Raw genomic sequence first — 24,155 nt, forward strand, 5'->3', positions numbered from 1 at the left:
TACACTGGCTTTATATGTTAATGAGATTTTTTGTGGCTGCGGCGGGCAAGCGGTGCGGTCGGCATTTGTCTGACATGGTTTATAATAACGGTTTGTTTTCGGGGTCGTCTGAAACGGCGGCGGGAGGTGTGTTATGGGTAAGTTTGCAGTGTCGGATGTGGATGCGGTGTTGTTTCAGACGACCTTGTGCGTGCAGGTGGGCGATGTGAATTACGGCGGTCATCTGGCGAACGATGCCGTTTTGCGCTTGTGCCATGAGGTGCGGATGCGCTGGCTGGCGGGTTTGGGCTGGAACGAAACGGACGCGGGCGGCGCGGGGCTGATTATGGCGGACGCGGCGGTGCAATATTTGGCACAAGGTTTGTACGGCGATGAATTGTCGGCGGAAATGGGCGTCGAGGACATCGGCAAGGGCGGGTTTGCATTGTTGTTCCGCCTGACGCGCATCGCGGACGGCAAGGTGCTGGCGCGGGCGCGCACGGGCATGGTGTGTTTCGATTATGCGCGTCAAAAAGTGTGCCGATTGCCGGAAGCTTTGAAAACCGTGTTGGAGGTCGTCTGAAAATGTTGGCGCGCGATTTCGGACTGTCTTTGGACGGCTATTTGAAAATGCTGGGGCAGCAGGGCAAGTCGGCGCACACGCTGTCTGCCTACGGGCGGGATTTGACCGAACTCGTGCGGCTTTTGACGGAGGGGTCGTCTGAAACGGCGCAGGATTTGAAACGGCGCGATTTTGTGACGGCGTTGAAACGGCTGTCGCAACAAGGCTTGAGCGAACGGACGCTGGCGCGCAAATTATCGGCGTGGCGGCAATATTGCGGCTGGCTCGTACAGTCGGGCATGATGGACAACGACCCGACCTTCAACCTGAAAGCCCCGCGCCTGCCCGAACGCCTGCCCAAAGCCCTGCCGCAGGAAGAGTTGAACCATATGCTCGACAGTTCGCCCGCCGACGACAGTTTGGCGGTGCGCGACCATGCCCTGTTTGAACTGATGTACGGCAGCGGCCTGCGCCTGAGCGAGATACACGGATTGGATTTGGGCGATGTGTTGCTGGACGAAGGCTGGGTAAGCGTGACTGGTAAAGGCAGGAAAGAGCGGCAAGTCCCGTTATCGGGCAAAAGCGTCGAGGCCTTGCGCGCTTATCTGTCCGAACGCGTCGCGGCAAACGGCGAAACCGCGCTCTTTACCGGCAAAAACGGCACGCGGCTCGGACAGCGGCAAATCCAAAAACGCCTTCAGGCATGGGCGGTGCAGCAGGGCAGCGAACAACATATTTCCCCGCACATGATGCGCCACAGCTACGCCAGCCACCTTTTGCAATCCTCGCGCGACATCCGCGCCGTGCAAGAGCTGTTGGGACACAGCAACCTCTCGACCACGCAGATTTACACCAAGCTGGATTTCGACCATCTGGCAAAGGTTTACGACGAGGGGCATCCGCGGGCGAAACGGAAGAAGTAATTCAATAAAATCAACGGAAAACATCATGATCAGCATTTTCGACATTTTCAAAATCGGCATCGGCCCTTCCAGCTCCCACACCGTCGGCCCCATGAAAGCCGCCGCCGCCTTTTCAGACGACCTCAAGCAATCAGGACTGGACGTGCAAACCGAGCGCATCGTCATCGACATTTACGGCTCGTTGGCACTGACAGGGCGCGGACACGGCACATTCGACGCCCTCCTGCTCGGCTTGGAAGGCAGCCTGCCGCACGACATCCCCCTCGCCGACATCCCCGACCGTCTCGAACGCATCCGCACGCAACACATCCTCCGCCTCAACGGACGCGAAATCAGCTTCATTCCCGACCGCGACCTGAACATACGCGGCGATCAAGTGTTGCCCAAACACCCGAACGGACTGAATTTCAGCGCCTACGGCAAAGACGGCGGCAAGCTCAAAGAACAAATTTACTACTCCGTCGGCGGCGGTTTTATCGTTACCGATCAAGAGTTTGACAAACAAGCCGAACAAACGCGCCCAGTCCCCTACCCCTACACCAGCTGCGCCGAACTGCTCGCCCAATGCCGCATGAACCAGCTCGACATTTCCGAAGCCGTGTTGGCAAACGAAGCCGCGCTTGCCGGTTGCAGCGAAGCCGAAATCCGCCGCCGCGTCGCCGGCGTTGCCGACGTTATGGAAGGCTGCATCAAACGCGGGCTGGCGGCAGACGGCGAACTGCCCGGCGGCTTGAACGTCCGCCGCCGCGCTCCGCAGCTCGCCGCCAAACTCAAAGCCCTGCGCGAAACCGAAATCGTCAACACCCAGCTTTGGCCCATGGTTTACGCCATGGCGGTCAACGAAGAAAACGCCGCCGGCGGACGCGTCGTGACCGCCCCGACCAACGGCGCCGCCGGCATCATCCCCGCCGTCCTGCACTACTTCCGCAAGTTCAACCCGCACGCCACACAAAAGCGCGTCGAAAATTTCCTGCTCACCGCAGGCGCCATCGGCATCCTCTACAAAACCAACGCCTCCATCTCCGGCGCAGACGTCGGCTGCCAAGGCGAAGTCGGCGTCGCCTGCTCCATGGCGGCGGGCGCATACGCCGAAGTCATCGGCGGCACACCCAAACAAGTCGAAAACGCCGCCGAAATGGCGATGGAACACCATTTGGGGCTGACCTGCGACCCTGTCGGCGGACTGGTGCAAATCCCCTGCATCGAACGCAACGGCATCGCCGCTGAAAAAGCCCTCAAACTCGGCACCCTCGCCCTGCTGGAAGACGGCACGGACAAAAAAGTCTCACTCGACGAAGTCATCCAAACCATGCTGCAAACAGGGCGCGACATGAAGTCCACCTACAAAGAAACCTCGCTTGCCGGACTCGCCATCACCCTACAGAAAAAAGCCGTCCCCGTATCCGTCCGCGTTGTGGAATGTTGAAAACGGAAAAAATATGAAAAAGGTCGTCTGAAACCGAGTACAAACAGGTTTCAGACGACCTTTCCGCCCACCCGAAACGCTGAATTTTCCAGCAAAATCAGGTATAATAACGGTCTATTTCCGTCCGTCGGACAGCTTGACCGTCCGGGTGGCGCGTTCAACTGTCGTTCAGACGACCTCAGCAGAAATTCTTTTAAAAAATCTTACAGATAAAGACCATGACTGACCAAAAACACGAAGAATACGGCGCCGACAGCATACAAGTGCTGGAAGGCTTGGAAGCGGTACGCAAACGCCCCGGTATGTATATCGGCGACACGCAGGACGGCAGCGGCCTGCACCACATGGTGTTCGAAGTATTGGACAACGCCATCGACGAAGCACTGGCGGGACATTGCGACAAAATCACCGTAACCATCCATGCCGACAATTCCGTCAGCGTGGCAGACAATGGGCGCGGTATGCCCACCGGCATCCACCCGAAAGAAGGACGCTCCGCCGCCGAAGTCATCATGACCGTATTGCACGCGGGCGGCAAGTTCGACAACAACAGCTACAAAATCTCCGGCGGTCTGCACGGCGTGGGCGTGTCCGTCGTCAACGCGCTGTCCGACTGGGTAACGCTGACCATCTACCGCGACGGCAAAGAACACTTCGTCCGCTTCGTGCGCGGCGAAACCGAAGAGCCGTTGAAAGTTGTCGGCGATTCCGACAAAAAAGGTACGACCGTGCGCTTCCTCGCCAGCGCGGAAACCTTCGGCAACGTCGAATACAGCTTCGACATCCTCGCCAAACGCATCCGCGAACTTTCCTTCCTGAACAACGGCGTGGACATCGAATTGATTGACGAGCGCGACGGCAAACACGAAAGCTTCGCCCTTTCCGGCGGCGTGGCTGGGTTCGTGCAATACATGAACCGCAAAAAAACGCCGTTGCACGAAAAAATCTTCTACGCGTTCGGCGAGAAAGACGGCATGAGCGTCGAATGCGCGATGCAATGGAACGACAGCTATCAGGAAAGCGTGCAGTGCTTCACCAACAACATCCCTCAGCGCGACGGCGGTACGCACCTGACCGCGTTGCGCCAAGTGATGACGCGCACCATCAACAGCTACATCGAAGCCAACGAAGTCGCCAAAAAAGCCAAAGTTGAAACCGCAGGCGACGATATGCGCGAAGGTTTGACCTGCGTGTTGTCCGTCAAACTGCCCGACCCCAAATTCTCATCACAAACCAAAGACAAACTGGTTTCCAGCGAAATCGGCCCCGTCGTCAACGAAGTCATCAACCAAGCCCTGACCGACTTCCTCGAAGAAAATCCGAACGAAGCCAAAATCATCACCGGCAAAATCGTCGATGCCGCCCGCGCGCGCGAAGCCGCCCGCAAAGCCCGCGAAATCACCCGCCGCAAAGGCGTGATGGACGGCTTGGGACTGCCCGGCAAGCTCGCCGACTGCCAAGAAAAAGACCCTGCCTTGTCAGAGCTTTATCTGGTCGAGGGTGATTCCGCAGGCGGTTCCGCCAAACAAGGCCGCGACCGTAAATTCCAAGCCATTTTGCCGCTCAAAGGCAAAATTTTGAACGTCGAAAAAGCCCGTTTTGAAAAAATGCTCGCCAGCCAAGAGGTCGCCACCCTGATTACCGCGCTGGGCGCAGGCATCGGCAAAGAAGAGTTCAACCCCGAAAAACTGCGTTACCACCGCATCATCATCATGACCGATGCCGACGTGGACGGCGCGCACATCCGCACCCTGCTCCTGACCTTCTTCTACCGCCAAATGCCCGAACTGGTCGAACGCGGCTACATCTACATCGCCCAGCCGCCGCTCTACAAAGCCAAATACGGCAAGCAGGAGCGTTACCTCAAAGACGAACTGGAAAAAGACCAATGGCTGCTCGGCCTTGCCTTGGAAAAAGCCAAAATCGTTTCAGACGGCCGCACCATCGAAGGCGCAGAACTTGCCGATACCGCCAAACAATTCCTGTTGGCGAAAACCGTCATCGAACAGGAAAGCCGCTTCGTGGACGAACTCGTCCTACGTGCCATGCTGCACGCTTCGCCCATTGATTTGACGTCGTCTGAAAACGCCGATAAAGCCGTTGCCGAACTTTCCGGCTTGCTCGACGAAAAAGAAGTCGCCCTTGAACGCATCGAAGGACACGAAGGCAACCGCTTCATCAAAATCACCCGCAAGCTGCACGGCAACGTCATGATCAGCTACATCGAACCCAAGTTCCTCAACAGCAAAGCCTACCAAACCCTCACCCAAACCGCCGCCGCGCTCAAAGGCTTGGTTGGCGAGGGCGCCAAGCTCTACAAAGGCGAGAGCGAGTACGACGTGGACAGCTTTGAAACCGCGTTGAACATCCTGCTCCAAAACGCCCAAAAAGGCATGTCCATCCAGCGATACAAAGGTTTGGGCGAGATGAACCCGGAGCAGCTTTGGGAAACCACGATGGATCCCGCCGTGCGCCGTCTGTTGAAAGTGCGCATCGAAGACGCCATCGCCGCCGACGAAGTGTTCGTTACCCTGATGGGCGACGAAGTCGAACCGCGCCGCGCCTTCATCGAAAACAACGCCCTTATTGCGCAAAATATTGACGCTTGATAGGGGCTGAAACATGAAAAGGTCGTTTGAAAATGGGGATTTCCGGTTTTCAGACGACCTTTTTTGATTGGTGGGAACCAAGACAGATAAAACAAATACGGCAGATTCATTTATTTTTTGATACGACACCTGCCGTCATTCCCTGTGCGGACAAGAAATAACGGCAATAAGCATTTCAGATGACCTTCAATCAGGTTTGGCTGCAATACCGTAGGGGCAAATCAAGACCCAACGAATTCTTTTCGCCCCAATGCCTTGTCGGGTTTACCAACCCGCCCTGCTCCACCCGTAAGCCGAAAATTCCTGCCCGACACCCCCAACAAAAACAAACCCTGTTGCAATATCATAAATTACGGTAAATTCGCAAAGGAAACCCTTACCTTCCAACCATCAAGGAGTAAGCCATGCGTTTGATTATCGCCGCTCCCGCCAACGGGACAACATTAAAAAACGCGCTCAAGGCGCATTTGCAAAACGATCCGCGAGTTGACAGCCTAACCGATTTATCCTCACCGGATAGCACCTATCCGCAGCTTTCATTTGCTGCGGCGCAGGAGGTAGCGGCAGGGAGAGCCGACCGCGCTATTTTAATTTGCGGCACGGGAGTCGGTACGGCGATTGCCGCCAATAAAGTCCGCGGCATACGGGCAGCAACGGCGCATGATTTAATCACATTGCGCGGCTCGGTAGAAAACTACGATGCACAGGTATTGTGCATGGGACAAAACGTCATCGCCGCCCCCGCTGCCTGGGCATTGGTGGACATTTGGCTGAATTTGCGCCACAACACGGATAGCGGATACGCACCGAAAGTCGGCGAAATCGAAGCCTACGAATGCGGTAAGTAGTACGGTTTTTGCAAAAGGTTAGTCTAGACTCTCCATTCCCGCCCCGCTTGTATGAAGATGGCCCATCGCAGCATGAGCTTTACCCGCAGATTATTTTTGAGGTAAGGTCGCCTGAAATCTCCCTACCGCCGTCATTCCCGCACAGGCGGGAATGACGGCCTCGGCATTTTGGGAAGATTTCAAGGATGCCGCAACTTCAAATTTCTAGATTACCGCCTGCGCGTGAATGACGAAATTGCAGCCCTCTTGTTTTGACCTGCCATATTTCGCGGCCAAAGCCCACGGATTAAGTTCTATCCAAAAAAAACGGTCGTCTGAAAAGCCTGCCGTACACAGGGATTCAGACAACCTTTTATTTAACGGATTAAAATAAAACAGGATATTCACACCAGCCATTTCTGCGCCGAAAGAATCAGAAATAATGGTATAGACAGAGCAGCTTGTCGGGGAAAAATGCGAACCGACCTACAACCAGCATACTACGTATCCCCCCGCATTTTATCCAAGGATACAAAAAGAGCCTGCATAAAGCAGGCTCTTTTTTAAACTAACCGTATCAGATTAGAATTTGTGGCGCAGACCAACCAAACCAGCAGTAGATTCAACTTTGTTAACGCCTTTACCTTGTTTCAACCAACCAGCAGAAATCAAAGCAGAAGTACGTTTAGAGAAGTCGTAGTCAGCACCAACGATAACTTGGTTGTATTGACTGTTAGCTTGTTTCTCGCCATCTTCTTTAGCTTTGAAGCCGTGAGCGTAAGAAACACGAGGCATTACGTTGCCCATACGGTAGCCACCAGTTACAGCAACTTGGGTTTGCTCGTTTTTCTTACCGTAGTTAGCATCACTTACATCACCATTTTTTGATGCATCATATTGACCAGCAACAGCAAATAAAACATTGTTCGCGTCGTAACCAGCTACTAAACGATGAACTTGATGATCTTTAACAGTAGCCAAAGTATCGCCAACTTTCAAAGTAGAAGCAGCATCAGCAACTTTATCAACAGCAACATCATATTCGTTAGCTGTAATTACATCATGTTTTGCAAATTTACCAGCATAGCGACCAAAGAAACCGGAATTTTCATAGTTCAAACCAGCGTAGTATGCTTCACGGCTTTTCGCAGCATGAGTATATTTGTCGCTAGAGTTGGCGTTATCGCGAGGTTGGTATTGAACGCTTGCGCTAAAGCCTGAGAACACAGGGGAGTCGTAGCGAACAGACACTTTACGCTCATCTACACGTTCCAAAGTACCCAATGACAATACATGTGCATTAGCATCGCTGGATTCCCATGGATCGATGCTGTCGGTGCTGTCTTTCAGAGTAGTGTTGAGTTTACCAGCACGAATTTTACCGAAGCCACCTTCCAAACCGATGAAGGATTCACGAGTACCCCAGCCGCTGTCAGTACCAGCAACAGAAGTATTTTGTTCTACTTGCCAAATAGCGTTCAGGTTGTTGCTCAGGTGTTCATGACCTTTGAAACCGATACGAGAACCGAGGTCAGCGATTTCAGTTGCAGTTTTAGTAGTAGAAGAACGACCATTATCAGTCACACCAGAGCCTGCTTTGATGCGAGAAATTTCAACACCGGCTTTAACTTGACCGTACAGAGTCACATCAGCCATAGCTGCAACAGGCAAAGCTGCCAAAGTCAGAGCAATCAGAGATTTTTTCATTGCTGTATTCCTTTTTCTATCGTGAAGAAATAACTTAAGCAGACCCGGACAGAGTCCGCTTAGGCTTTACATTATCGCTGGAATCAGCGATTCCATGACTCTCACTATAATTGTTCCTTTCTAAAAAAACAAACTTTATTCACTTTCCCTTCTTGCCCCCTTACGCCATACCACCCTGCCAACAACATAAAATTCAAAACATTTTCTTTATAAATCATATAGTAATAACAAATCACCTATTGTTTGCATTTTTACAACACAGATTTCCCGAACGGTAGTTTTTTAGGACCGGCTGTTGCTTTTTGGCTAATTCAGGCAAGCGAGGAAACTGGAAACATCGTTCGGGTATTCATGCATGCATTTACCCTGATAGGGTTTGCCGGGCATAAATATCTCCCGATCTGCAGGAGCTGTCATTCCAGCTCCGTAGTACAGGCTGAGACCTTTGCAAAAAAGCCCTTCCCCCGACAGCCGGAACCCAAACACAGGTTTTCGGCTGTTTTCGCCCCTAATTGCGCCTGATTTTACCCAAATACCCCCTTAATCCTCCCCGGATACCCGATAATCAGGCATCCGGACCGCCTTTTAGGCGGCAACAGGCACACTTAGCCTGTTAGCTGCTTTCAACAGGTTCAAACACATCGCCTTCAGATGGCTTTGCGCACTCACTTTAATCAGCCCGAAATAGGCTGCCCGGGCGTAGCGGAATTTACGGTGCAGCGTACCGAAGCTTTGTTCCACCACATAACGGGTCTTCGACAAATATCGGTTACGTTTGGTTTGCGCTTCCGTCAGCGGACGGTTGCGGTGGGCTTTGCGCATAATGCCGTCCAGCAACTGGCGCTCTTTCAGATGTTGCCGGTTTTCCGCACTGTCGTAGCCTTTGTCGGCATAGACGGTCGTACCTTCGGCTATACCTTCCAGCAAAGGCGACAGGTGGTTGCACTCATGGGTATTGGCGGGGGTGATGTGCAGTTTCTCGATATAGCCTTCCTCATCGGTACGGGTATGTTGTTTGTAACCGAGTCTGTATAAACCGTTTTTCTTTGTCCAACGAGCATCTTTATCTTTACTCGGTGTGGTTTGGCTGCTGACTTGTCCTTCCTCGTCAACTTCTATGGCCTGACGCTGTTTGCTGCCGGCGGTTTGAATAATGGTGGCGTCAATGACGGCGGCGGATGCTTTCTCTATTTTTAGGCCTTTTGCGGTCAGTTGGCGGTTAATCAGTTCCAGCAATTCGGACAGGGTGTCGTCTTGCGCCAGCCAGTTGCGGTAGCGGCATAAGGTGCTGTAATCGGGGATGCTCAACTCGTCAAAACGGCAAAACAGGTTGAAATCGATGCGGGTGATGAGGCTGTGTTCGAGTTCGGGATCGGAGAGGCTGTGCCATTGTCCGAGCAGGACGGCTTTGAACATGGACAACAGGGAATAGGCGGGACGGCCGCGGTGGTCTCGGACGTAACGGGTTCTTTGACGATTCAGGTACTGCTCGATCGGCTGCCAATCAATCACCTGATCCAACTTCAATAGTGGGAAGCGGTCGATGTGTTTGGCAATCATGGCTTGTGCGGTTTGCTGGAAGAAGGTGCTCATGGAAAATCCCCTAAATGTCTTGATGGGAATTTAGGGGATTTTGGGGAATTTTGCAAAGGTCTCAGGCTTTATCTGCGGGTTGGTTTATCGAAAAGAGCAAAGGTCGTCTGAAAAGAATGCGTATAGATTTCAAACGACTTTTTATAGTGTATGAAAATAAAGACAGGATATTTCAAACATCATTCCTGATGTGAAAGAAATACAAGAGCTTGAGTACGGTAATTTTTGAATATTTTTCTAAAAATCAATGCTTGGATCCCTGTCAGCACGGGAGTGACTAGAATTTTCTTTATGGAAGGGAAGAATAGGTTTGACAGTATTTCGGACGGCCTTACAGCCATTCGGGCATTTCGGGACGGATGATGCCGAACTCGGGCGGATAATCCACCCCGGTCAAATACAGCCCATCAGGCATAAAAGTCGGAGGTGCTTTTAATCGACTGCGTTCTTCAATTAAGGCTTGGAATTCAGAAACGCTCAGTCTACCACTACCGACATAAACCAACGCGCCCATAATATTACGCACCATATGGTGCAGAAAGGCATTGCCGTGCAAATCCAGTTTGAGGAGTTGCGGCGTACCGCTGATTTTTGCGCTGTATAAGGTTTTAACGGGTGATTTTGCTTGGCATTCGGCAGCACGAAAGCTGGAGAAATCATGTTCGCCTTCTAATAATAATGCCGCCTGTTGCATTTTGTCAGGATCGAGTTTGAGATGCGTCCACCCTACCCTGCCTTGCAATACCGGGGAGCGGACGGGAGATGATTCCAAAAGGTAACGATACTTTCTACCGTATGCGTCAAAGCGGGCGTGAAAATGTGGGGCGACTTGCTGTGCGAACAATACAGCCACACCTTCAGGAAGATAGGCATTGATGCCCCGTACCCATGCTTGTTCGGGACGGACTACTGTGGTATCGAAATGGACGACTTGCGCAGTCGCGTGTACGCCTGTATCCGTCCGTCCGGCGACTATGGTTCGGATGGCTTCACCCGCAATTTGGCTGAGTGCATATTCTAAGGTCGTCTGAACAGTAGGCAAGCCGCCAGCTTGTTTTTGCCAGCCGTAAAATCGGCTGCCATCATAAGATAGGGTTAATGCCCAACGATAAACAGCGGGCTGATTTGAAGAAGGAAACATCATAATCGGTGAGGGTTCTATATTCGAACAAAATCATACGAAAATTGCTTATCCGACAGTATAGCAATAAAAAAGATGCCGCTTTTAGACACGGCATCTTTATTTTTCTTTCAAGAAAGGGATTGTTGGATTAATCAGCCTAGCTCTGCCAACAAGGCTTTGGTTTTATCTAAGATATCGCCGGTAGCCTCTTCCATCAGCTCTTGCAAAGTTTCACGAGCTGCACCGGGGTCTCCAATTTCGACATACATTTTTGCCAATTCGTATTTGGCTTCCAAAGGAGCAGTCATTCCGACGGATTCGGAAATAAAGCCTGAGTCAAATGCCGACTTGCTTACTTCTTCATCAACTGTCAGGTTTTCCCATTCGATGGTCTCTTCTACTTCATTACCTTGAGAATCTGCCAATCCGAAATCTTCATCGCTTTCTTGGAAGATAATGCCTTCATCTTGTTTGATTTCAAAAGGCTCTTCGGCTACGGCTTCATCGGCTGCAGCATCAACGGAAGCAAACTCTAAAGCCTCGTCTTCATTTAATTTTTCAGACGATGTTTGCTTAGATGTTGTGAACTCAGGCAGAGGCTCGATAGGTTGGGTTTCGATTTTTTCCGAGAAGAAATCCCATCCTTCTTCTGCTTCTTCAACGCCTTTGACATCTTCTGCGCCAACAGTCTGCTCCTGCTGTTGAACTTCGGAAGCATCGGAAGCTTCGTAGTCAAACTCCAAATCAGAAACTTCTTCCGCAACGGCGGGTTCGGTATAAGAATATTCTTCCTCACCTACTGAGGCATCCGCCTCTTTGGTTTCTTCATTGGCGTCATGGGAAGACGTGCCAAAGTTTGACTGAACCTCATCAAATTGCTGAATATGAGCTGTATTATCAGGCTCTTCTACTGCTTCTTCTTGATGTCTGCCTTCTATAACTACTGAAACCGGTTGATATGGATTCTCCGGTTCGGGCTCATATACGCTTTCTGTCGATTCAACTGAGTCCCAATCCAAATCACGGCGTTTTTCCGTTTCCTCATCCACGGTAACTGCGCTGGATACGATACCGACGTGCTTATCGTCAATATCATCGATATTGATATTGATCTCATCTTCAGCGGCTTCTTTGGCTGCATTGGGCTGTACAAAAAAAGCCTCGTCGTCAAAATCATCCTCGATAGACAGTCCGTCAGGCTCTTCTGCCGGAACAGCTTTCGCTTGAACAAACTGTTCGGGCTTCGCCTCGTCAGCTATCACGGTTTCTGCAAAGCTAATGTCGTCATCTTCTTCGTCATATCCTGCAGAAGGAACAGGTACGACAGGCGCGACAGCAGCTGCTTTTCGTTTGCCCAAAGCTTTCAGTAACAGCAACAATGCCAACAGCGCACCGCCGCCGATTAACAGCCAGCGCCATAATCCGCCATCTTCAGACGACTCTTCTACTGCTTCACTTTGAGCAGCGGAATTTTGCTGAGCAGCCAAAGCTTCTTCAACTTGGGCTTCCGGCGTAGATTTTGCTGTTTCACTTGCAGCGGTTTGTTCTGCGATGCCGGGTTGTAATACTTCCTCAGTGCCTACAGATGAAGCAGCTTGTTCTTGTGTTGCACCATGTGGAGCGGAAGCGGTTACTTGTGCTGGTTGTTGTTCAAACTTGGCTTCTTTGTTTGATTTAGCCTCTTCGCCAGCCTTATTTTCACCTGCCTTATTTTCCGCAGATGCATTAGTTTTGGCAGCTTCTGATTTTTCAGACGATGCTTTAGATGCTGCTGCGGTCTGCGGCTGCTGTTTATCAGACACAAGAGGCTTCTCGGCGGCCTGTTTAGCGGCTGCCTGTTTCATATCGAACTGGGTCGGGATATTCAATACTTTGCCAGCCAACATATGGTCGGCATTTTTATTGATGAACACACCAGGGTTGGCTTTTACCAATGCCTGTATTGCCTGCTCGACCGTCATTCCTTGAGGACGGATACGGGTCGCAATTTCAGTCAGGGTTTCACCCTGTTTGACTAAATGTCGTTTGCCATAACGCGGCTCGCCCTGTACAGAAGAGGCTGCATTTTGCGTCTGTTTAGGCTGTGTTTGGGCATTTTTTGACTTTTTATTGTCGATTCCGTCTTTACGCGTATTATTCGCAACATCTGCAGACGCATTTCCACTACGCAGCGCACGGTTAATCCGTTCGCGCGCAGCTTGACGGTCTATCTGCTGGGAAGCGTATGCGGGAGGCAGCTCCTGACGAACGCGGGGCGTACTGTCGCCCTTGACCGAGTAATCAGCCGGATCGATGATTGCGGTATATTCTCTAGATTGAGAGCCGGTACTGACTTGGAAAATCAGCACAGGGTCTTTGATGGCTTTAGCCGAACGGATATTGATGACGGCACGATCGCCCGCTCTGTGAACGCTGGTTCTGAGGTTGGCATTAGATACGGAAGCCTTGCCGCCGTTAAACAATGCCTGTGCTTCTTCTCCGGTTACGGTGATGTTGCCGGAAAACGGCTCACCCAAATGCGATTGAACATTTAAACCGCCCAACCCTGCGCTTGCACCCACCGAAACCGCTAAGGCAACGGAAGCTGCGATAAGTTTGATTTTGTAATGCTTTTTCAAAACTTGTCCCCTATGAAATGAATCCTGCGGTACTGCCGAGTACTTAACCGTCTATTACGATATATTACGTTATGATATAGTCTAAGTCCCTAATCTGCCAAGTAACACTGTCATTTATGTTATCAAAAATGTCATAAACCGTTGCTGTTTGCATCGGTGTGTTTCTTTTTTACAAATCTATCGGGAACTTATTTTATCATTCCATTTGCATTTTTAAAACCCTGCAACAAACCGATGGCATATCAAACAAACCAAAGTTTGAGATTTACGGTAATGCAAAAAACCGCGGCTGCCTGTATGATTGCCGTTTGATTGTTTGGTTTCCTTATTTTTGTTTTTTATATGAAAATTCTGAGTGATTTATTGGCGGTAATTTTGTTTTTTCTGACTTATACGGTTACGAAAGACATGATTGCCGCGACAGCCGTAGCTTTGGTAGTCGGTGTTTTGCAGGCGGCTTTTACCTATTGGAAATTTAAAAAGCTGGATACGATGCAGTGGGTCGGATTGGTTTTAATCGTGGTATTCGGCGGGGCGACCATCCTTCTGAAAGATCCGCGATTCATCATGTGGAAACCGTCCGTATTGTTTTGGATAGGCGCACTGGTTTTGCTTTTCAGCCACCTTGCCGGGAAAAACGGACTTAAGGCGACAATGGGCAAGGAACTCGAATTACCCGATACCGTCTGGAATAATCTGACCTATGCTTGGGTAGCGTTTCTCGTATTTATGGGCATAGCCAACTGGTTTGTATTCACTCATTTTGAAAGCCATTGGGTGAATTACAAGATGTTCGGTTCAACCGGACTGATGTTCGCTTTTTTTATCGCTCAAGGTATTTATTTGGGCAAACATTTACCGAAGGAGAATTAAGCAATGGAATTTTATATGCTTTTGGCCACTGATGCAGACGACGTGCATGAAGCCCGTATGGCTGCACGTCCTGATCATCTGAAACGTTTGGAAGCCCTGCAAGCCGAAGGGCGCCTTCTGACAGCCGGACCGAATCCCCTGCCCGACAATCCCGAACGCGTCTCCGGCAGCCTTATCGTCGCCAAATTTGCATCGCTTGACGAAGCCCAAGAATGGGCAGAACAAGATCCTTATGTCGCTGCGGGCGTATATGAGGAAGTTTTGATTAAGCCCTACAAAGCTGTTTTTAAATAATGGATATGCGTTCAGCAATAGAAGGTCGTCTGAAAACTCTAAACCCTCAGATATTCGAGTTTCAAGACGACAGCCATTTGCACAAAGGACACGCAGGCAATAAAGGCGGGGGGCATTATGCTGTAACCGTCGTCAGCGAGGCTTTCACTGGGATGAAACGTATCGAACGCCAACGCATGGTTCAAAACCTGCTCCAAGACCTGTTTGCCGGCGGTTTCGTCCACGCCTTGAGCATTAAGGCGGCAACGCCCGACGAATATTTCCATTGAATTATCCGCAGTGTTTCAAATTAAAGAGAAGATTATGAGAAAAACCCATTTTACAGCCGCATTGGTTATGGCCGCCCTATCCGGCAGCCTGTTTGCCCAAACCCTGGTTACCGTCAACGGACAAGCCATCGACAGCAGCGTGATTGACGGACAAGTTGCCGCCTTGAGTGCTGAAAACAAACAAATCCAGGATTCGCCACAACTGCGACAAGAATTGACCAACCGCCAAGTTATTAGCACGGTTGTCGCGCAAGAAGCCAAACGCCGCAAGCTGGATCAAAGTGCGGAATTCAAAAAAGCCCTTGAACAAGCCCGTGCAGATGCGAAGAAACAAGGCGCGGACAAAAAACCGTCCTTCAAAACAGAATGGGCGGCATTTGAAGACGACCTGCTCGGACAAGCCCTGGCCATCGACGTATTGCGCAAAAATCCTGTCAACGAACAAGAAATTAAAAAATCCTACGATGAATTTGCCAAATTCTACCAAGGCAGTCAGGAAGTACGCCTAGGGGAAATCGTTACACGAACTAAAGCCGACGGACAAAAAGCCGCTGCCGATTTGAAGGCGAAGAAAGCTTTTACCGCAGTATTGAAACAATATTCGATTGACGAAGAAGCCAAAAAAGCAGGAGGCATTCCTCAAGCTTATGTTCCGCTGAAAGACTTGCAAGAAGCCGCACCGCCTCTGTACGCAGCAGTCAAAGACCTGAAAAAAGGCGAAGCGACATCCGAACCGCTACAAGACGGTAATTCTTACGCCGTGTTTTACGTTGACGACCGCCGCGATGTCAAAGTCCCTGCCTTTAACGAAATCAAAGGCAACATAGCCCGCGATCTGAGTACTGCCCGCATTGACGACACTATGCGTGCGCTCTTGCAAAAAGCCGACATCAAACCTGCCAAATAACCTTTAAGCTTCCTATAACGGATAAGTAAAGGAAATTAAGCCGGATTCTTTTTGCTGCATTGATGCAATCCACCTAAAGGTCGTCTGAAACCATAACGTTTTTCAGACGACCTTTTCTACCTGCATTGCTGTTGAAACACTTGTGTATCTGAATCCGCCGTCAACCAATCTTTTGAATAGAGATAAAGAACCGCTATGCGAGCCGTCATCCAAAAAGTGAGTTGTTCCCGTGTCGATGTATTGGACGGAAATCATAAGGAAACCTGCGCAGAAATCGATAACGGGTTGATGATATTGCTCGGCGTTACCCACGACGATACCGAAGCAGATGCGCGCTATATTGCCGACAAAGCCGCCAATCTGCGTATTTTCGAAGACGATGCCGGCAAATTGAACCTGTCCGTCAAAGATGTTGGCGGCTCAATCCTGCTGGTTTCCCAATTCACGTTGTATGCCGATGCACGAAATGGACGCCGTCCGTCTTTCTCGGCAGCCGCCCCTGCCGAACAGGCGCAAACACTCTATTTGCATACTGCAGAACTATTGCGCGGACATGGTTTGAACGTACAAACCGGCTGCTTCCAAACGCATATGCAGGTCAGCCTGTGCAACGACGGCCCCGTTACCCTACTGCTGGACTCGCAAAAATTGTTTTGACGAAAATCCTACTGCAAGAGACCTTTGCAAAAATAGTCTGTTAACGAAATTTGACGCATAAAAATGCGCCAAAAAATTTTCAATTGTCTAAAACATTCCTAAATATTGAGCAAAAAGTAGGAAAAATCAGAAAAGTTTTGTATTTTGAAAATGAGATTGAGCATAAAATTTTAGTAACCTATGTTATTGCAAAGGTCTCTGCAAGACAAAACAAGTATTGCCATTGCCTCATATAATCCAAAGGTCGTCTGAAAACCCAAAAATTGGGTTTCAGACGACCTTTTTTTATTCGATTCTAATTCGAAGTCGACTCTATATCTTGCCACTATGTCAACGTCTCCACCACTACCCGCGCACCTAATTCTTCTTTCAAAGGCAAAGCGTTCAAGCGTTGTAAGGTCGTCTGAAATTCGGCGAACGGTATCGGTTCCGAACCGAAACGATGCATATGCAGGGTATCTTGTTGACAGTCAATCAACTCAATGCCCAATCCGGCAAGAAACGGAACGGCTCGCGCGAAGGCGATTTTGGAAGCGTCAGTCTCGAGGGCGAACATGGATTCTCCGTAAAACACCCGTCCGATTTGTACGCCGTAAAAGCCGCCCGCCAGTTTCAGACGACCTGCTTCATCGGGATAGAAACATTCAAACGAATGCGCGTAACCCAAGCGGTGCAGCTCGGTATAAGCGGCTTGGAATTCGGGAACAATCCATGTGCCGTCCTGACCGGGGCGCGGAAAGGCGGCGCAATGCGCAATGACGGTTTCGAAGCATTGGTTGACCGTTACCCGATAGGGTTTGTTGCGCAAGGTTTTCGCCAACGAACGCCCGATATGCAGATTTTCAGGCACGATGACGGCACGCGGGTCTATGGTGTACCAAAAAAACCAGCCGTCTTCGCTGAACCACGGGAAAATCCCCTGCCGATACGCCGACAGCAGCCGTCCCGTATCCAAATCGCGGCTGATACCGACCACGCCGTCGCATTCTTCCAGCGCGTAAAACGGGTCGGGAAAAGTGTAATCATTAGGGTAAAGCAAGGGGATACTCATTAAAAATCCTAAGGTATAGTGGATTAACTTTAAACCAGTACGGCGTTGCCTCGCCTTAGCTCAAAGAGAACGATTCTCTAAGGTGCTGAAGCACCAAGTGAATCGGTTCCGTACTATCTGTACTGTCTGCGGCTTCGCCGCCTTGTCCTGATTTAAAGTTAATCCACTATATTATTCTGATTTGCAACGGCATGATGTTCATGTTCCGCAAAAAATTTCAGACGACCCCAAATTCTCATCCAAGGTCGTCTGAACATCAAACATCTTTTAAAACGGGAATCAGCGTTTGCTCTTCGCTTGGCATTCGCCGCACACGCCGTACATATAAAGCGCATGGTCAACGATGCGGTAGCCGTTTTCTTCCGCGATTTTGTCTTGCAAGGCTTCGATTTCGGGATTGTGGAATTCCGTTACCTCGCCGCACTTCACGCAGACAATATGGTCGTGGTGGTCGCCTTTGTCCAATTCGTAAACCGCTTTGCCGGTTTCAAAATGATGGCGCTGCAAAATGCCTGCCTGCTCGAACTGGGTCAATACGCGGTAAATCGTCGCTACGCCGATTTCCACACCCTCTTCCAGCAAAATACGGTACACATCTTCAGCACTCAAATGCTCTTCAGCATGAGACTCAAACAAATCCAAGATTTTCAAACGCGGACCGGTAACCTTCAAACCGCTGTCTTTCAATTGCGCAATATTGCTGAATTTTTCCATAATATTCAATATCCCTGTAAAGTAATAGACGTTATAATACGCAATTTCAGCCCATTACACCATAGCGGTTTGCAATAAAACCACAAGTCCTATTTGCATACAAACGATAGTTGGCTGAAATTATAATCAAAGAGATGATTATCGTTTGCTTTTTCAAAATATTCAAGCAATGATACCCTTCCACCCGAATTCGAACAGAAAGGCATATCTGTGAACAAAACCCTCTGTCTTGCCCTCGCCGCCCTCATCGGACTTTCCGCATGCAGCGCCGAACGCGTTTCCCTGTTCCCCTCTTACAAACTCAAAGTCATCCAAGGCAACGAACTTGATCCCCGCGCCGTCGTCTCCCTCCAAGCAGGCATGAGCCGCGACCAAGTCCAACTCCTGCTCGGCACCCCGCTGCTGCGCGACGCATTCCACGCCGATCGCTGGGACTACACCTTCAATACCAGCCGCAACGGCATCATCAAAGACCGCAGCAACCTCACCGTTTATTTTGAAAATGATGTCCTTGTCCGCGCAGAAGGCGACGCCATCCAAAAATCCATCGAAACCCTCCAAGCCGAACAAAGAGCAGCCCAAACCGCACAATAATCACAAGGAAAACGCATGAGCGCATTAAAAATCGCCATCGCCGGCGTCAACGGCCGCATGGGCCGCGTACTGGTTGAAGCCGTCAACAACCATCCCGACACCATCCTCTCCGGCGCACTCGAACACTCCGGCTCCGAAGTCTTAGGCTTGGACGCAGGTTTCGCCTCTGGCATCAAAACCGGCATCGCCATTTCAGACGACGTTGATGCCGTCCTCGCCCAAAGCGACGTACTCATCGACTTTACCCGCCCCGAGCCGACCCTGAAACACCTGCAAAAATGCGTGGAAAAAGGCGTCAACATCATCATCGGCACCACCGGTTTCGACGACGCAGGCAAAGCCGCCATCCGAGCCGCCGGCGAAAAAACAGGCGTCGTCTTCGCCGCCAACTTCAGCGTCGGCGTCAACCTGACCTTCCACATCCTCGACACCGTCGCCCGCGTCCTCAACGAAGGCTACGACATCGAAATCATAGAAGGCCACCACCGCCACAAAGTCGATGCCCCCAGCGGCACCGCCCTGCGCATGGGCGAAGTCATTGCCGACGCGCTCGGCCGCGACCTCAAACAATGCGCCGTTTACGGCCGCGAAGGCCATACTGGCCCGCGCGATCCGTCCACTATCGGCTTTGCCACCGTCCGCGCAGGCGACATCGTCGGCGACCACACCGCCCTCTTCGCCACCGACGGCGAACGCGTCGAAATCACCCACAAAGCCAGCAGCCGCATGACCTTCGCAGCCGGCGCCGTCCGCGCCGCAGTTTGGGTCAACGGCAAAACAGGTTTGTACGATATGCAGGACGTTTTAGGATTGAAAAACAACTAAAGCTGGTTTCTCCTATGACACAAAAAGGTCGTCTGAAAAATGTTTTTCAGACGACCTTTTGATTACTTACAGCAATCGGTTTACACCAATACGCCAACCCTTTTATTCCTTCACAAAACTTACGCCGTGAAGATGGGAATTGAGGATGGCAGTCCGCAAAGCAGTCAATGCTTTGGGGCGGACGAAGTTCCGACGGTATGCCAAAACGACGCGGCGGTGCGGTACGGAGCCTGAAAACGGGATGATGCTGAACAGCAAATGGTCGTTTTCGGTCAACGCGGTAGCGGGCATGACGCTGATGGCGAGACCGCTGGCAACCATGTGGCGGATGGTGTTGATGGAGCTGCCTTGCAGGGTGTTGGTCAGGCCTTGGATTTTCTGCTTGGCGGCCAGCTCGGAACAGCTTGATAAAACTTGGTCGCGCATACAGTTGCCTTCCGTCAGCAACAAAACCTGCTCTTCGCCCAACATTTGCGGGGTAACGGCATCGAGTTCTTCGAAATGGTGCCCTTTGGGGACGATGACGAAGAAAGGTTCGTCATACAAAGGCTCTGTAACAATGCCAGGCTCTTGGAAGGGTTCAGCGACTACGATGGCATCGACGTCGCCGCGTTTGAGCGATTCGGTCAGGATGTGCGTGTAGTTTTCTTCAAGCATCAGGGGCATTTTCGGCGCGGTTTCGCGCAGGGAAATGATGAGCTTGGGCAGAAGGTAGGGGGCGACGGTAAAAATCAGACCGAGTTTGAATGCGCCTTCCAATTCGTTTTGCTCTTCGCTGGCAAGGTGCTTGATCAGCTCGGCTTCTTCCAGCACGCGGCGGGCTTGGGCAACGATGCGTTCGCCCGCTTCAGTGGTGATGATGTCGTTGCTGCTGCGGTCAAACAGGGATACCGACAGCTCTTCTTCCAGCTTTTTGATGGCGATGGAAAGGGTGGGCTGGCTGACAAAGCAGCGGCGCGCGGCACGTCCGAAATGACGCTCCTGCGCGACGGCTACGATGTAACGCAATTCGGTCAAGGTCATGTGTTAAGCCTTTTTCTGTTCCGTTTTTTGTTCAGGCAGGGTGATGTTCAATTCGAGAACATCCATACCGTCCTGCTTTTCTTGGGAAATGCGGATGTCGTCCAAAGAAACGTTGACGTATTTGGACAATACTTCCAGCAATTCTTTGCGTAGGGTCGGCAGATAGTCGGGGGCTTTCCCTTCTTGCGCGCGTTCTTGGGCAATGATGATTTGCAGGCGGTCGCGTGCGACGGCGGCGGTTTTCGGCTTTCTGCCGAACAACATATCTATTAATGACATGGCTTAGCCTCCGAACAGTCGTTTGAAGAAGCCTTTTTTCTCAGCTTCCAGGAAACGCATTTCGCGGTTTTCACCCAAGAGGCGTGCGATAACGTCTTTGTAGGCTTCGGCAGCGGAAACGCTGTTTTGATGGATGACGGGTTCGCCGGCATTAGATGCTTGCAGGACGTTTTGCGATTCCGGAATCACGCCCAAAAGCGGGATGCGCAGGATGTCGCAAATGTCTTGTACGGACAGCATTTCGCCTTTGCTGACGCGCTCTGGCGAGTAGCGGGTAATCAGCAGGTGTTCTTTAACTGTACCGCCTTGTTCCGCTTTGCGGGATTTGCTTTGCAGGATACCCAAGATGCGGTCGGAGTCGCGGACGCTGGATACTTCGGGGTTGGTAGTAACGATGGCTTCGTCGGCGAAGTAGAGCGCCATCAATGCACCTTGCTCGATACCGGCGGGAGAGTCGCAGATGATGTATTCGAATCCCATTTTGTCACTGCTCAATTCCTGCATGACTTTCTCAACGCCTTCACGGGTCAGCGCGTCTTTGTCGCGGGTTTGCGATGCAGGCAGAATGAAGAGGTTTTCGCAGTTTTTGTCTTTAATCAGTGCCTGGGTGAGCGTGGCTTCACCCTGGATGACGTTAATCAGGTCATACACAACGCGTCGTTCGCAACCCATAATCAGATCGAGGTTACGCAAACCGACGTCAAAGTCGATAACGGCAGTCTTGTGGCCTCGCAATGCCAATCCGGCTGCAATACTGGCGCTGGTCGTGGTTTTACCTACGCCGCCTTTACCTGATGTTACTACGATGATTTTTGTCACGATATTTCCTTTCAAATCTTGGAACGGTTAATCTGTGTCGATTGCGCTGATAACCAGGCGGTTGTCTTGCAATGAAACCTGTACGGCTTTTTTGTGCAGGTGGTCGGGCAGGTCTTGTTCGAAATTGCGGTAAATACCTGCTACGGAGACCAACTCCGCCTGCATGGAGTGAATGAAGATGCGCGCGTTGGTGTTGCCTTTCGCGCCAGCCAGTGCCCTGCCGCGCATGGGTGCATAAACGTGAATGTTTCCGTCGGCAATGAGTTCCGCACCTTCACTGACGATACCGGTCACGATAAGGTCGCCGTTTTCCGCATAAACCTGCTGTCCTGTGCGGACGGGGGTGCTGATGAGGACGGTCGGGTTATTGATGACGGTTGCCTGAACGGGGGCAGGCTCTTGGTTGATTTTGGGTTGTTGCGGCTCGGATTTGTCGCTGCGGCTGAAAACCAAATGATAACGTGCCGCAAAAGACGACCAACTTTCACTTTCATGGCGCAGCCCTAAAATCTGCATGCCGTAACGGGCAAAAAGGGTCAGCATAGCCCCGATGTCCAATGACTCGGGGTGATCGAAATCCTGTACGTCTAAAACAAAAGGAACAATATCCAATTCTTGATACTGACCGGCGCGCTGGCGTAGAAACTCTTCTAATTCGGTCAGATCTGCGGTATGCAGGTGAATAGCCAGCACGTCAAGCCGGGCTGACTTTATGTCGAAGGCAGGTTTCATAGTGAGTAAATCATAAAATTTTTTAATTGTGTAAGTTTACCGTGTAAATCTTGGCTATTCAATCCGTTTGGGTCGTCTGAAGTGAAATTTCCCATTCTCTTCTGAATTTCATGAAAAATCGATATAGGTTAATCAAAGTTACAAAGTGGTACAAAAACGACAAAGGTCGTCTGAAAACCAATTTTCCGGTTTTCAGACGACCTTTTCTTTATTATCTGCCTACCTTATTCGGGACGCATCTGCGGGAACAGAATCACGTCGCGGATGGTTTGCGAATCGGTCAGCAGCATCACCAAGCGGTCGATGCCGATGCCGCAACCGCCTGTCGGCGGCAGGCCGAATTCCATCGCGCGGATGTAGTCGGCATCGTAGTGCATGGCTTCGTCGTCGCCCGCGTCTTTTTGCGCCACTTGCGCTTTGAAGCGTTCGGCTTGGTCTTCGGGGTCGTTCAACTCGGAATAGCCGTTTGCCAGCTCGCGGCCGACAACGAACAATTCGAAACGCTCGGTCAGTCCTTGTTTCGTATCCGAAGCGCGTGCCAACGGGGAAACTTCGACCGGATAATCGACGATGAAGGTCGGGTTCCACAGTTTGCCCTCGGCGCAACCTTCAAACAGGGCAAGTTGCAGGCTGCCGATGCCGGGGGACGGCGGCAGGCTTTCGCCGTGTTTGACGATTTCTTTTTTCAGCCACTCCGCATCGTTCAACTGCTCGTCGGTGTAGTGCGGATTGTATTTTTTGATGGCTTCGAGAATGGTCAGGCGCTCAAACGGGCTTTCCAAATCGACTTCTTTACCGTTGTAGCTGATTTTCGCCGTGCCGTTTACCGTGCGCGATGCGTTGCGGATGATGTCTTCCGCCATCTGCATCATGCGTTCGTAGTCGGAGAAGGCTTCGTAGAATTCGATCATGGTGAATTCGGGGTTGTGGCGCACGGACATGCCTTCGTTGCGGAAGCTGCGGTTGATTTCAAACACGCGCTCCAAACCGCCTACCACCAAGCGTTTCAGATACAGTTCGGGGGCGATGCGCAGGTAGAGCGGAATGTCCAGAGCGTTGTGGTGGGTCACGAACGGTTTCGCCGTCGCGCCGCCGGGAATCGGGTGCATCATCGGGGTTTCGACTTCGAGATAATGCTCGTTCACCATGAAATTGCGCACGGATTGGATGATTTGGCTACGTTTGATAAACGTATTACGCGATTCTTCGTTGGCAATCAAATCGACGTAGCGTTGACGGTATTTGGTTTCCTGATCGCTCAAGCCTTTGTGTTTGTCAGGCAGCGGGCGCAGGGATTTGGACAGCAGGCGGATGTCGGACACGCGCACGGTCAATTCGCCGTGGTTGGTTTTGAACAAAGTACCTTCCGCGCCGACGATGTCGCCCAGGTCCCAATGGTTGAAATCGTCCAAAACTTCCTGACTCACGCCTTTGTTGTTCAGATAAAGCTGGATTTGACCGGTCACGTCTTGAATGGTGGCAAAACTCGCCTTGCCCATTTGGCGTTTGAGCATCATGCGGCCGGCAATTTTGACGGGGACGGCTTGCGGGTCGAGTTCTTCCTTGCTGACTTCGCCGTATTGGGCATGCAAATCGGCGGCAAAGCTGTCGCGCTTGAAATCGTTGGGATAGGCGTTGCGCTGTTGGCGGATGTTGTGCAGTTTTTCGCGGCGCAGGGCGATGATTTGGTTTTCGTCCAACTGCGGCTCGGTTTGCGGATTGTTTTGTTCGCTCATGGTGTTTTCCGGAAA

Annotated in this window: 24 protein-coding genes; 12 read left to right on the plus strand and 12 right to left on the minus strand. The window is 51.1% G+C overall.

All coding sequences use genetic code 11. From position 1 onward, the window contains the following. Positions 1 to 79 precede the first annotated feature (79 nt). On the minus strand, positions 80 to 223 hold the full coding sequence (locus J7445_RS12290; RefSeq protein ID WP_244969476.1) for a hypothetical protein: 144 nt from the start codon (positions 221 to 223) through the stop codon (positions 80 to 82). On the opposite strand from J7445_RS12290, the gene J7445_RS09530 reads away from it, so the two are divergent. From J7445_RS09530 to J7445_RS09550, 5 genes are all read left to right on the plus strand, one after another. Further along, positions 206 to 562 carry an acyl-CoA thioesterase gene (locus J7445_RS09530; RefSeq protein ID WP_244969477.1) on the plus strand — a complete coding sequence of 119 codons (357 nt, stop codon included), beginning with the start codon at positions 206 to 208 and terminating at the stop codon, positions 560 to 562. The two genes, J7445_RS12290 and J7445_RS09530, sit on opposite strands and share 18 nt — an antisense overlap. Before the next feature lie 2 nt (positions 563 to 564). Continuing rightward, positions 565 to 1,464, plus strand: a complete 900-nt coding sequence (gene xerC, locus J7445_RS09535; protein WP_070655799.1) for a tyrosine recombinase XerC — start codon at positions 565 to 567, stop codon at positions 1,462 to 1,464. A gap of 25 nt (positions 1,465 to 1,489) precedes the next feature. Further along, positions 1,490 to 2,890, plus strand: a complete 1,401-nt coding sequence (locus J7445_RS09540) for an L-serine ammonia-lyase (RefSeq protein WP_070655801.1) — start codon at positions 1,490 to 1,492, stop codon at positions 2,888 to 2,890. Between the two features lie 218 nt (positions 2,891 to 3,108). Continuing rightward, the gene (gyrB, locus tag J7445_RS09545) at positions 3,109 to 5,499 is read left to right on the plus strand and encodes a DNA topoisomerase (ATP-hydrolyzing) subunit B (protein WP_070655803.1); all 2,391 of its coding nucleotides are present in this window, start codon (positions 3,109 to 3,111) and stop codon (positions 5,497 to 5,499) included. A 404-nt stretch (positions 5,500 to 5,903) separates the two neighbouring features. Continuing rightward, a complete protein-coding gene (locus J7445_RS09550) occupies positions 5,904 to 6,347 on the plus strand; it encodes an RpiB/LacA/LacB family sugar-phosphate isomerase (protein ID WP_070655806.1) in 444 nt (147 codons plus the stop codon). Between the two features lie 561 nt (positions 6,348 to 6,908). Here J7445_RS09550 and porB read toward each other — a convergent pair. The 4 genes from porB to J7445_RS09570 all read right to left on the minus strand — a co-directional run bounded on the left by porB (position 6,909) and on the right by J7445_RS09570 (position 13,367). Further along, a complete protein-coding gene (gene porB, locus J7445_RS09555; protein WP_019271623.1) occupies positions 6,909 to 8,033 on the minus strand; it encodes a trimeric porin PorB in 1,125 nt (374 codons plus the stop codon). A gap of 585 nt (positions 8,034 to 8,618) precedes the next feature. Continuing rightward, positions 8,619 to 9,626: an IS5 family transposase gene (locus tag J7445_RS09560; protein WP_209282936.1), complete on the minus strand. Its 1,008-nt coding sequence runs from the start codon at positions 9,624 to 9,626 to the stop codon at positions 8,619 to 8,621. Between the two features lie 331 nt (positions 9,627 to 9,957). Next, entirely contained in the window at positions 9,958 to 10,770 is an 813-nt protein-coding gene (gene truA / locus J7445_RS09565) for a tRNA pseudouridine(38-40) synthase TruA (RefSeq protein WP_141752006.1), read from the minus strand. A gap of 131 nt (positions 10,771 to 10,901) precedes the next feature. Beyond that, the gene (locus tag J7445_RS09570) at positions 10,902 to 13,367 is read right to left on the minus strand and encodes a FimV/HubP family polar landmark protein (protein WP_070654411.1); all 2,466 of its coding nucleotides are present in this window, start codon (positions 13,365 to 13,367) and stop codon (positions 10,902 to 10,904) included. Between the two features lie 342 nt (positions 13,368 to 13,709). Here J7445_RS09570 and J7445_RS09575 point away from each other — a divergent pair, with 342 nt between their 5' ends. The 5 genes from J7445_RS09575 (at position 13,710) to dtd (ending at position 16,367) form a co-directional block, all read left to right on the plus strand. Continuing rightward, on the plus strand, positions 13,710 to 14,240 hold the full coding sequence (locus tag J7445_RS09575; RefSeq protein ID WP_029609874.1) for a septation protein A: 531 nt from the start codon (positions 13,710 to 13,712) through the stop codon (positions 14,238 to 14,240). Between the two features lie 3 nt (positions 14,241 to 14,243). Then, positions 14,244 to 14,534 carry a YciI family protein gene (locus tag J7445_RS09580; protein WP_016686941.1) on the plus strand — a complete coding sequence of 97 codons (291 nt, stop codon included), beginning with the start codon at positions 14,244 to 14,246 and terminating at the stop codon, positions 14,532 to 14,534. Beyond that, the gene (locus J7445_RS09585; protein ID WP_029609873.1) at positions 14,534 to 14,803 is read left to right on the plus strand and encodes a BolA family protein; all 270 of its coding nucleotides are present in this window, start codon (positions 14,534 to 14,536) and stop codon (positions 14,801 to 14,803) included. Before J7445_RS09580 ends, J7445_RS09585 begins: the two co-directional genes overlap by 1 nt. Positions 14,804 to 14,837: 34 nt before the next feature. Next, the gene (locus J7445_RS09590) at positions 14,838 to 15,710 is read left to right on the plus strand and encodes a peptidyl-prolyl cis-trans isomerase (RefSeq protein WP_019271616.1); all 873 of its coding nucleotides are present in this window, start codon (positions 14,838 to 14,840) and stop codon (positions 15,708 to 15,710) included. A gap of 195 nt (positions 15,711 to 15,905) precedes the next feature. After that, entirely contained in the window at positions 15,906 to 16,367 is a 462-nt protein-coding gene (gene dtd, locus J7445_RS09595) for a D-aminoacyl-tRNA deacylase (RefSeq protein WP_019271615.1), read from the plus strand. A gap of 325 nt (positions 16,368 to 16,692) precedes the next feature. Here dtd and aat read toward each other — a convergent pair whose 3' ends face one another. Together aat and fur are read right to left on the minus strand one after the other, a co-directional pair. Next, positions 16,693 to 17,418: a leucyl/phenylalanyl-tRNA--protein transferase gene (gene aat, locus J7445_RS09600; protein WP_070654410.1), complete on the minus strand. Its 726-nt coding sequence runs from the start codon at positions 17,416 to 17,418 to the stop codon at positions 16,693 to 16,695. Positions 17,419 to 17,697: 279 nt separating this feature from the next. Further along, entirely contained in the window at positions 17,698 to 18,132 is a 435-nt protein-coding gene (gene fur, locus J7445_RS09605; RefSeq protein ID WP_003742777.1) for a ferric iron uptake transcriptional regulator, read from the minus strand. Between the two features lie 210 nt (positions 18,133 to 18,342). On the opposite strand from fur, the gene J7445_RS09610 reads away from it, so the two are divergent. Further along, the gene (locus J7445_RS09610; protein ID WP_016686935.1) at positions 18,343 to 18,726 is read left to right on the plus strand and encodes an outer membrane protein assembly factor BamE; all 384 of its coding nucleotides are present in this window, start codon (positions 18,343 to 18,345) and stop codon (positions 18,724 to 18,726) included. A 15-nt stretch (positions 18,727 to 18,741) separates the two neighbouring features. Further along, complete coding sequence (dapB, locus tag J7445_RS09615) at positions 18,742 to 19,551, plus strand: 4-hydroxy-tetrahydrodipicolinate reductase (protein WP_070654409.1); 810 nt, start codon at positions 18,742 to 18,744, stop codon at positions 19,549 to 19,551. A 102-nt stretch (positions 19,552 to 19,653) separates the two neighbouring features. On the opposite strand, the gene J7445_RS09620 is transcribed toward dapB, so the two are convergent. The 5 genes from J7445_RS09620 to lysS all read right to left on the minus strand — a co-directional run bounded on the left by J7445_RS09620 (position 19,654) and on the right by lysS (position 24,140). Beyond that, complete coding sequence (locus tag J7445_RS09620; RefSeq protein ID WP_003742769.1) at positions 19,654 to 20,574, minus strand: hydrogen peroxide-inducible genes activator; 921 nt, start codon at positions 20,572 to 20,574, stop codon at positions 19,654 to 19,656. 3 nt (positions 20,575 to 20,577) lie between these two features. Continuing rightward, positions 20,578 to 20,853: a cell division topological specificity factor MinE gene (gene minE, locus J7445_RS09625; protein WP_003742768.1), complete on the minus strand. Its 276-nt coding sequence runs from the start codon at positions 20,851 to 20,853 to the stop codon at positions 20,578 to 20,580. Between the two features lie 3 nt (positions 20,854 to 20,856). After that, positions 20,857 to 21,672, minus strand: coding sequence for a septum site-determining protein MinD (gene minD / locus J7445_RS09630; RefSeq protein ID WP_049228815.1), 816 nt, complete (start codon positions 21,670 to 21,672; stop codon positions 20,857 to 20,859). Positions 21,673 to 21,699: 27 nt separating this feature from the next. Then, positions 21,700 to 22,404, minus strand: coding sequence for a septum site-determining protein MinC (gene minC / locus J7445_RS09635; RefSeq protein ID WP_039406010.1), 705 nt, complete (start codon positions 22,402 to 22,404; stop codon positions 21,700 to 21,702). A 224-nt stretch (positions 22,405 to 22,628) separates the two neighbouring features. Further along, positions 22,629 to 24,140 carry a lysine--tRNA ligase gene (gene lysS / locus J7445_RS09640; protein ID WP_070654408.1) on the minus strand — a complete coding sequence of 504 codons (1,512 nt, stop codon included), beginning with the start codon at positions 24,138 to 24,140 and terminating at the stop codon, positions 22,629 to 22,631. Positions 24,141 to 24,155: the final 15 nt, after the last annotated feature.

Source organism: Neisseria sicca (assembly GCF_017753665.1).
In the GTDB taxonomy this organism is placed as follows: Bacteria; Pseudomonadota; Gammaproteobacteria; order Burkholderiales; family Neisseriaceae; genus Neisseria; species Neisseria flava.

What these genes read in the sequence shown, in the direction of transcription:
- xerC (WP_070655799.1), top strand. Translation starts at nt 565, where the DNA reads ATGTTGGCGCGCGATTTCGGACTGTCTTTGGACGGCTATTTGAAAATG.
- J7445_RS09585 (WP_029609873.1), top strand. Translation starts at nt 14,534, where the DNA reads ATGGATATGCGTTCAGCAATAGAAGGTCGTCTGAAAACTCTAAACCCT.
- gyrB (WP_070655803.1), top strand. Translation starts at nt 3,109, where the DNA reads ATGACTGACCAAAAACACGAAGAATACGGCGCCGACAGCATACAAGTG.
- minE (WP_003742768.1), bottom strand. Translation starts at nt 20,853, where the DNA reads ATGTCATTAATAGATATGTTGTTCGGCAGAAAGCCGAAAACCGCCGCC.
- J7445_RS12290 (WP_244969476.1), bottom strand. Translation starts at nt 223, where the DNA reads ATGACCGCCGTAATTCACATCGCCCACCTGCACGCACAAGGTCGTCTG.
- J7445_RS09580 (WP_016686941.1), top strand. Translation starts at nt 14,244, where the DNA reads ATGGAATTTTATATGCTTTTGGCCACTGATGCAGACGACGTGCATGAA.
- J7445_RS09560 (WP_209282936.1), bottom strand. Translation starts at nt 9,626, where the DNA reads ATGAGCACCTTCTTCCAGCAAACCGCACAAGCCATGATTGCCAAACAC.
- aat (WP_070654410.1), bottom strand. Translation starts at nt 17,418, where the DNA reads ATGAGTATCCCCTTGCTTTACCCTAATGATTACACTTTTCCCGACCCG.
- J7445_RS09550 (WP_070655806.1), top strand. Translation starts at nt 5,904, where the DNA reads ATGCGTTTGATTATCGCCGCTCCCGCCAACGGGACAACATTAAAAAAC.
- J7445_RS09540 (WP_070655801.1), top strand. Translation starts at nt 1,490, where the DNA reads ATGATCAGCATTTTCGACATTTTCAAAATCGGCATCGGCCCTTCCAGC.
- J7445_RS09590 (WP_019271616.1), top strand. Translation starts at nt 14,838, where the DNA reads ATGAGAAAAACCCATTTTACAGCCGCATTGGTTATGGCCGCCCTATCC.
- lysS (WP_070654408.1), bottom strand. Translation starts at nt 24,140, where the DNA reads ATGAGCGAACAAAACAATCCGCAAACCGAGCCGCAGTTGGACGAAAAC.
- truA (WP_141752006.1), bottom strand. Translation starts at nt 10,770, where the DNA reads ATGATGTTTCCTTCTTCAAATCAGCCCGCTGTTTATCGTTGGGCATTA.
- fur (WP_003742777.1), bottom strand. Translation starts at nt 18,132, where the DNA reads ATGGAAAAATTCAGCAATATTGCGCAATTGAAAGACAGCGGTTTGAAG.
- J7445_RS09620 (WP_003742769.1), bottom strand. Translation starts at nt 20,574, where the DNA reads ATGACCTTGACCGAATTGCGTTACATCGTAGCCGTCGCGCAGGAGCGT.
- J7445_RS09575 (WP_029609874.1), top strand. Translation starts at nt 13,710, where the DNA reads ATGAAAATTCTGAGTGATTTATTGGCGGTAATTTTGTTTTTTCTGACT.
- minC (WP_039406010.1), bottom strand. Translation starts at nt 22,404, where the DNA reads ATGAAACCTGCCTTCGACATAAAGTCAGCCCGGCTTGACGTGCTGGCT.
- porB (WP_019271623.1), bottom strand. Translation starts at nt 8,033, where the DNA reads ATGAAAAAATCTCTGATTGCTCTGACTTTGGCAGCTTTGCCTGTTGCA.
- dapB (WP_070654409.1), top strand. Translation starts at nt 18,742, where the DNA reads ATGAGCGCATTAAAAATCGCCATCGCCGGCGTCAACGGCCGCATGGGC.
- dtd (WP_019271615.1), top strand. Translation starts at nt 15,906, where the DNA reads ATGCGAGCCGTCATCCAAAAAGTGAGTTGTTCCCGTGTCGATGTATTG.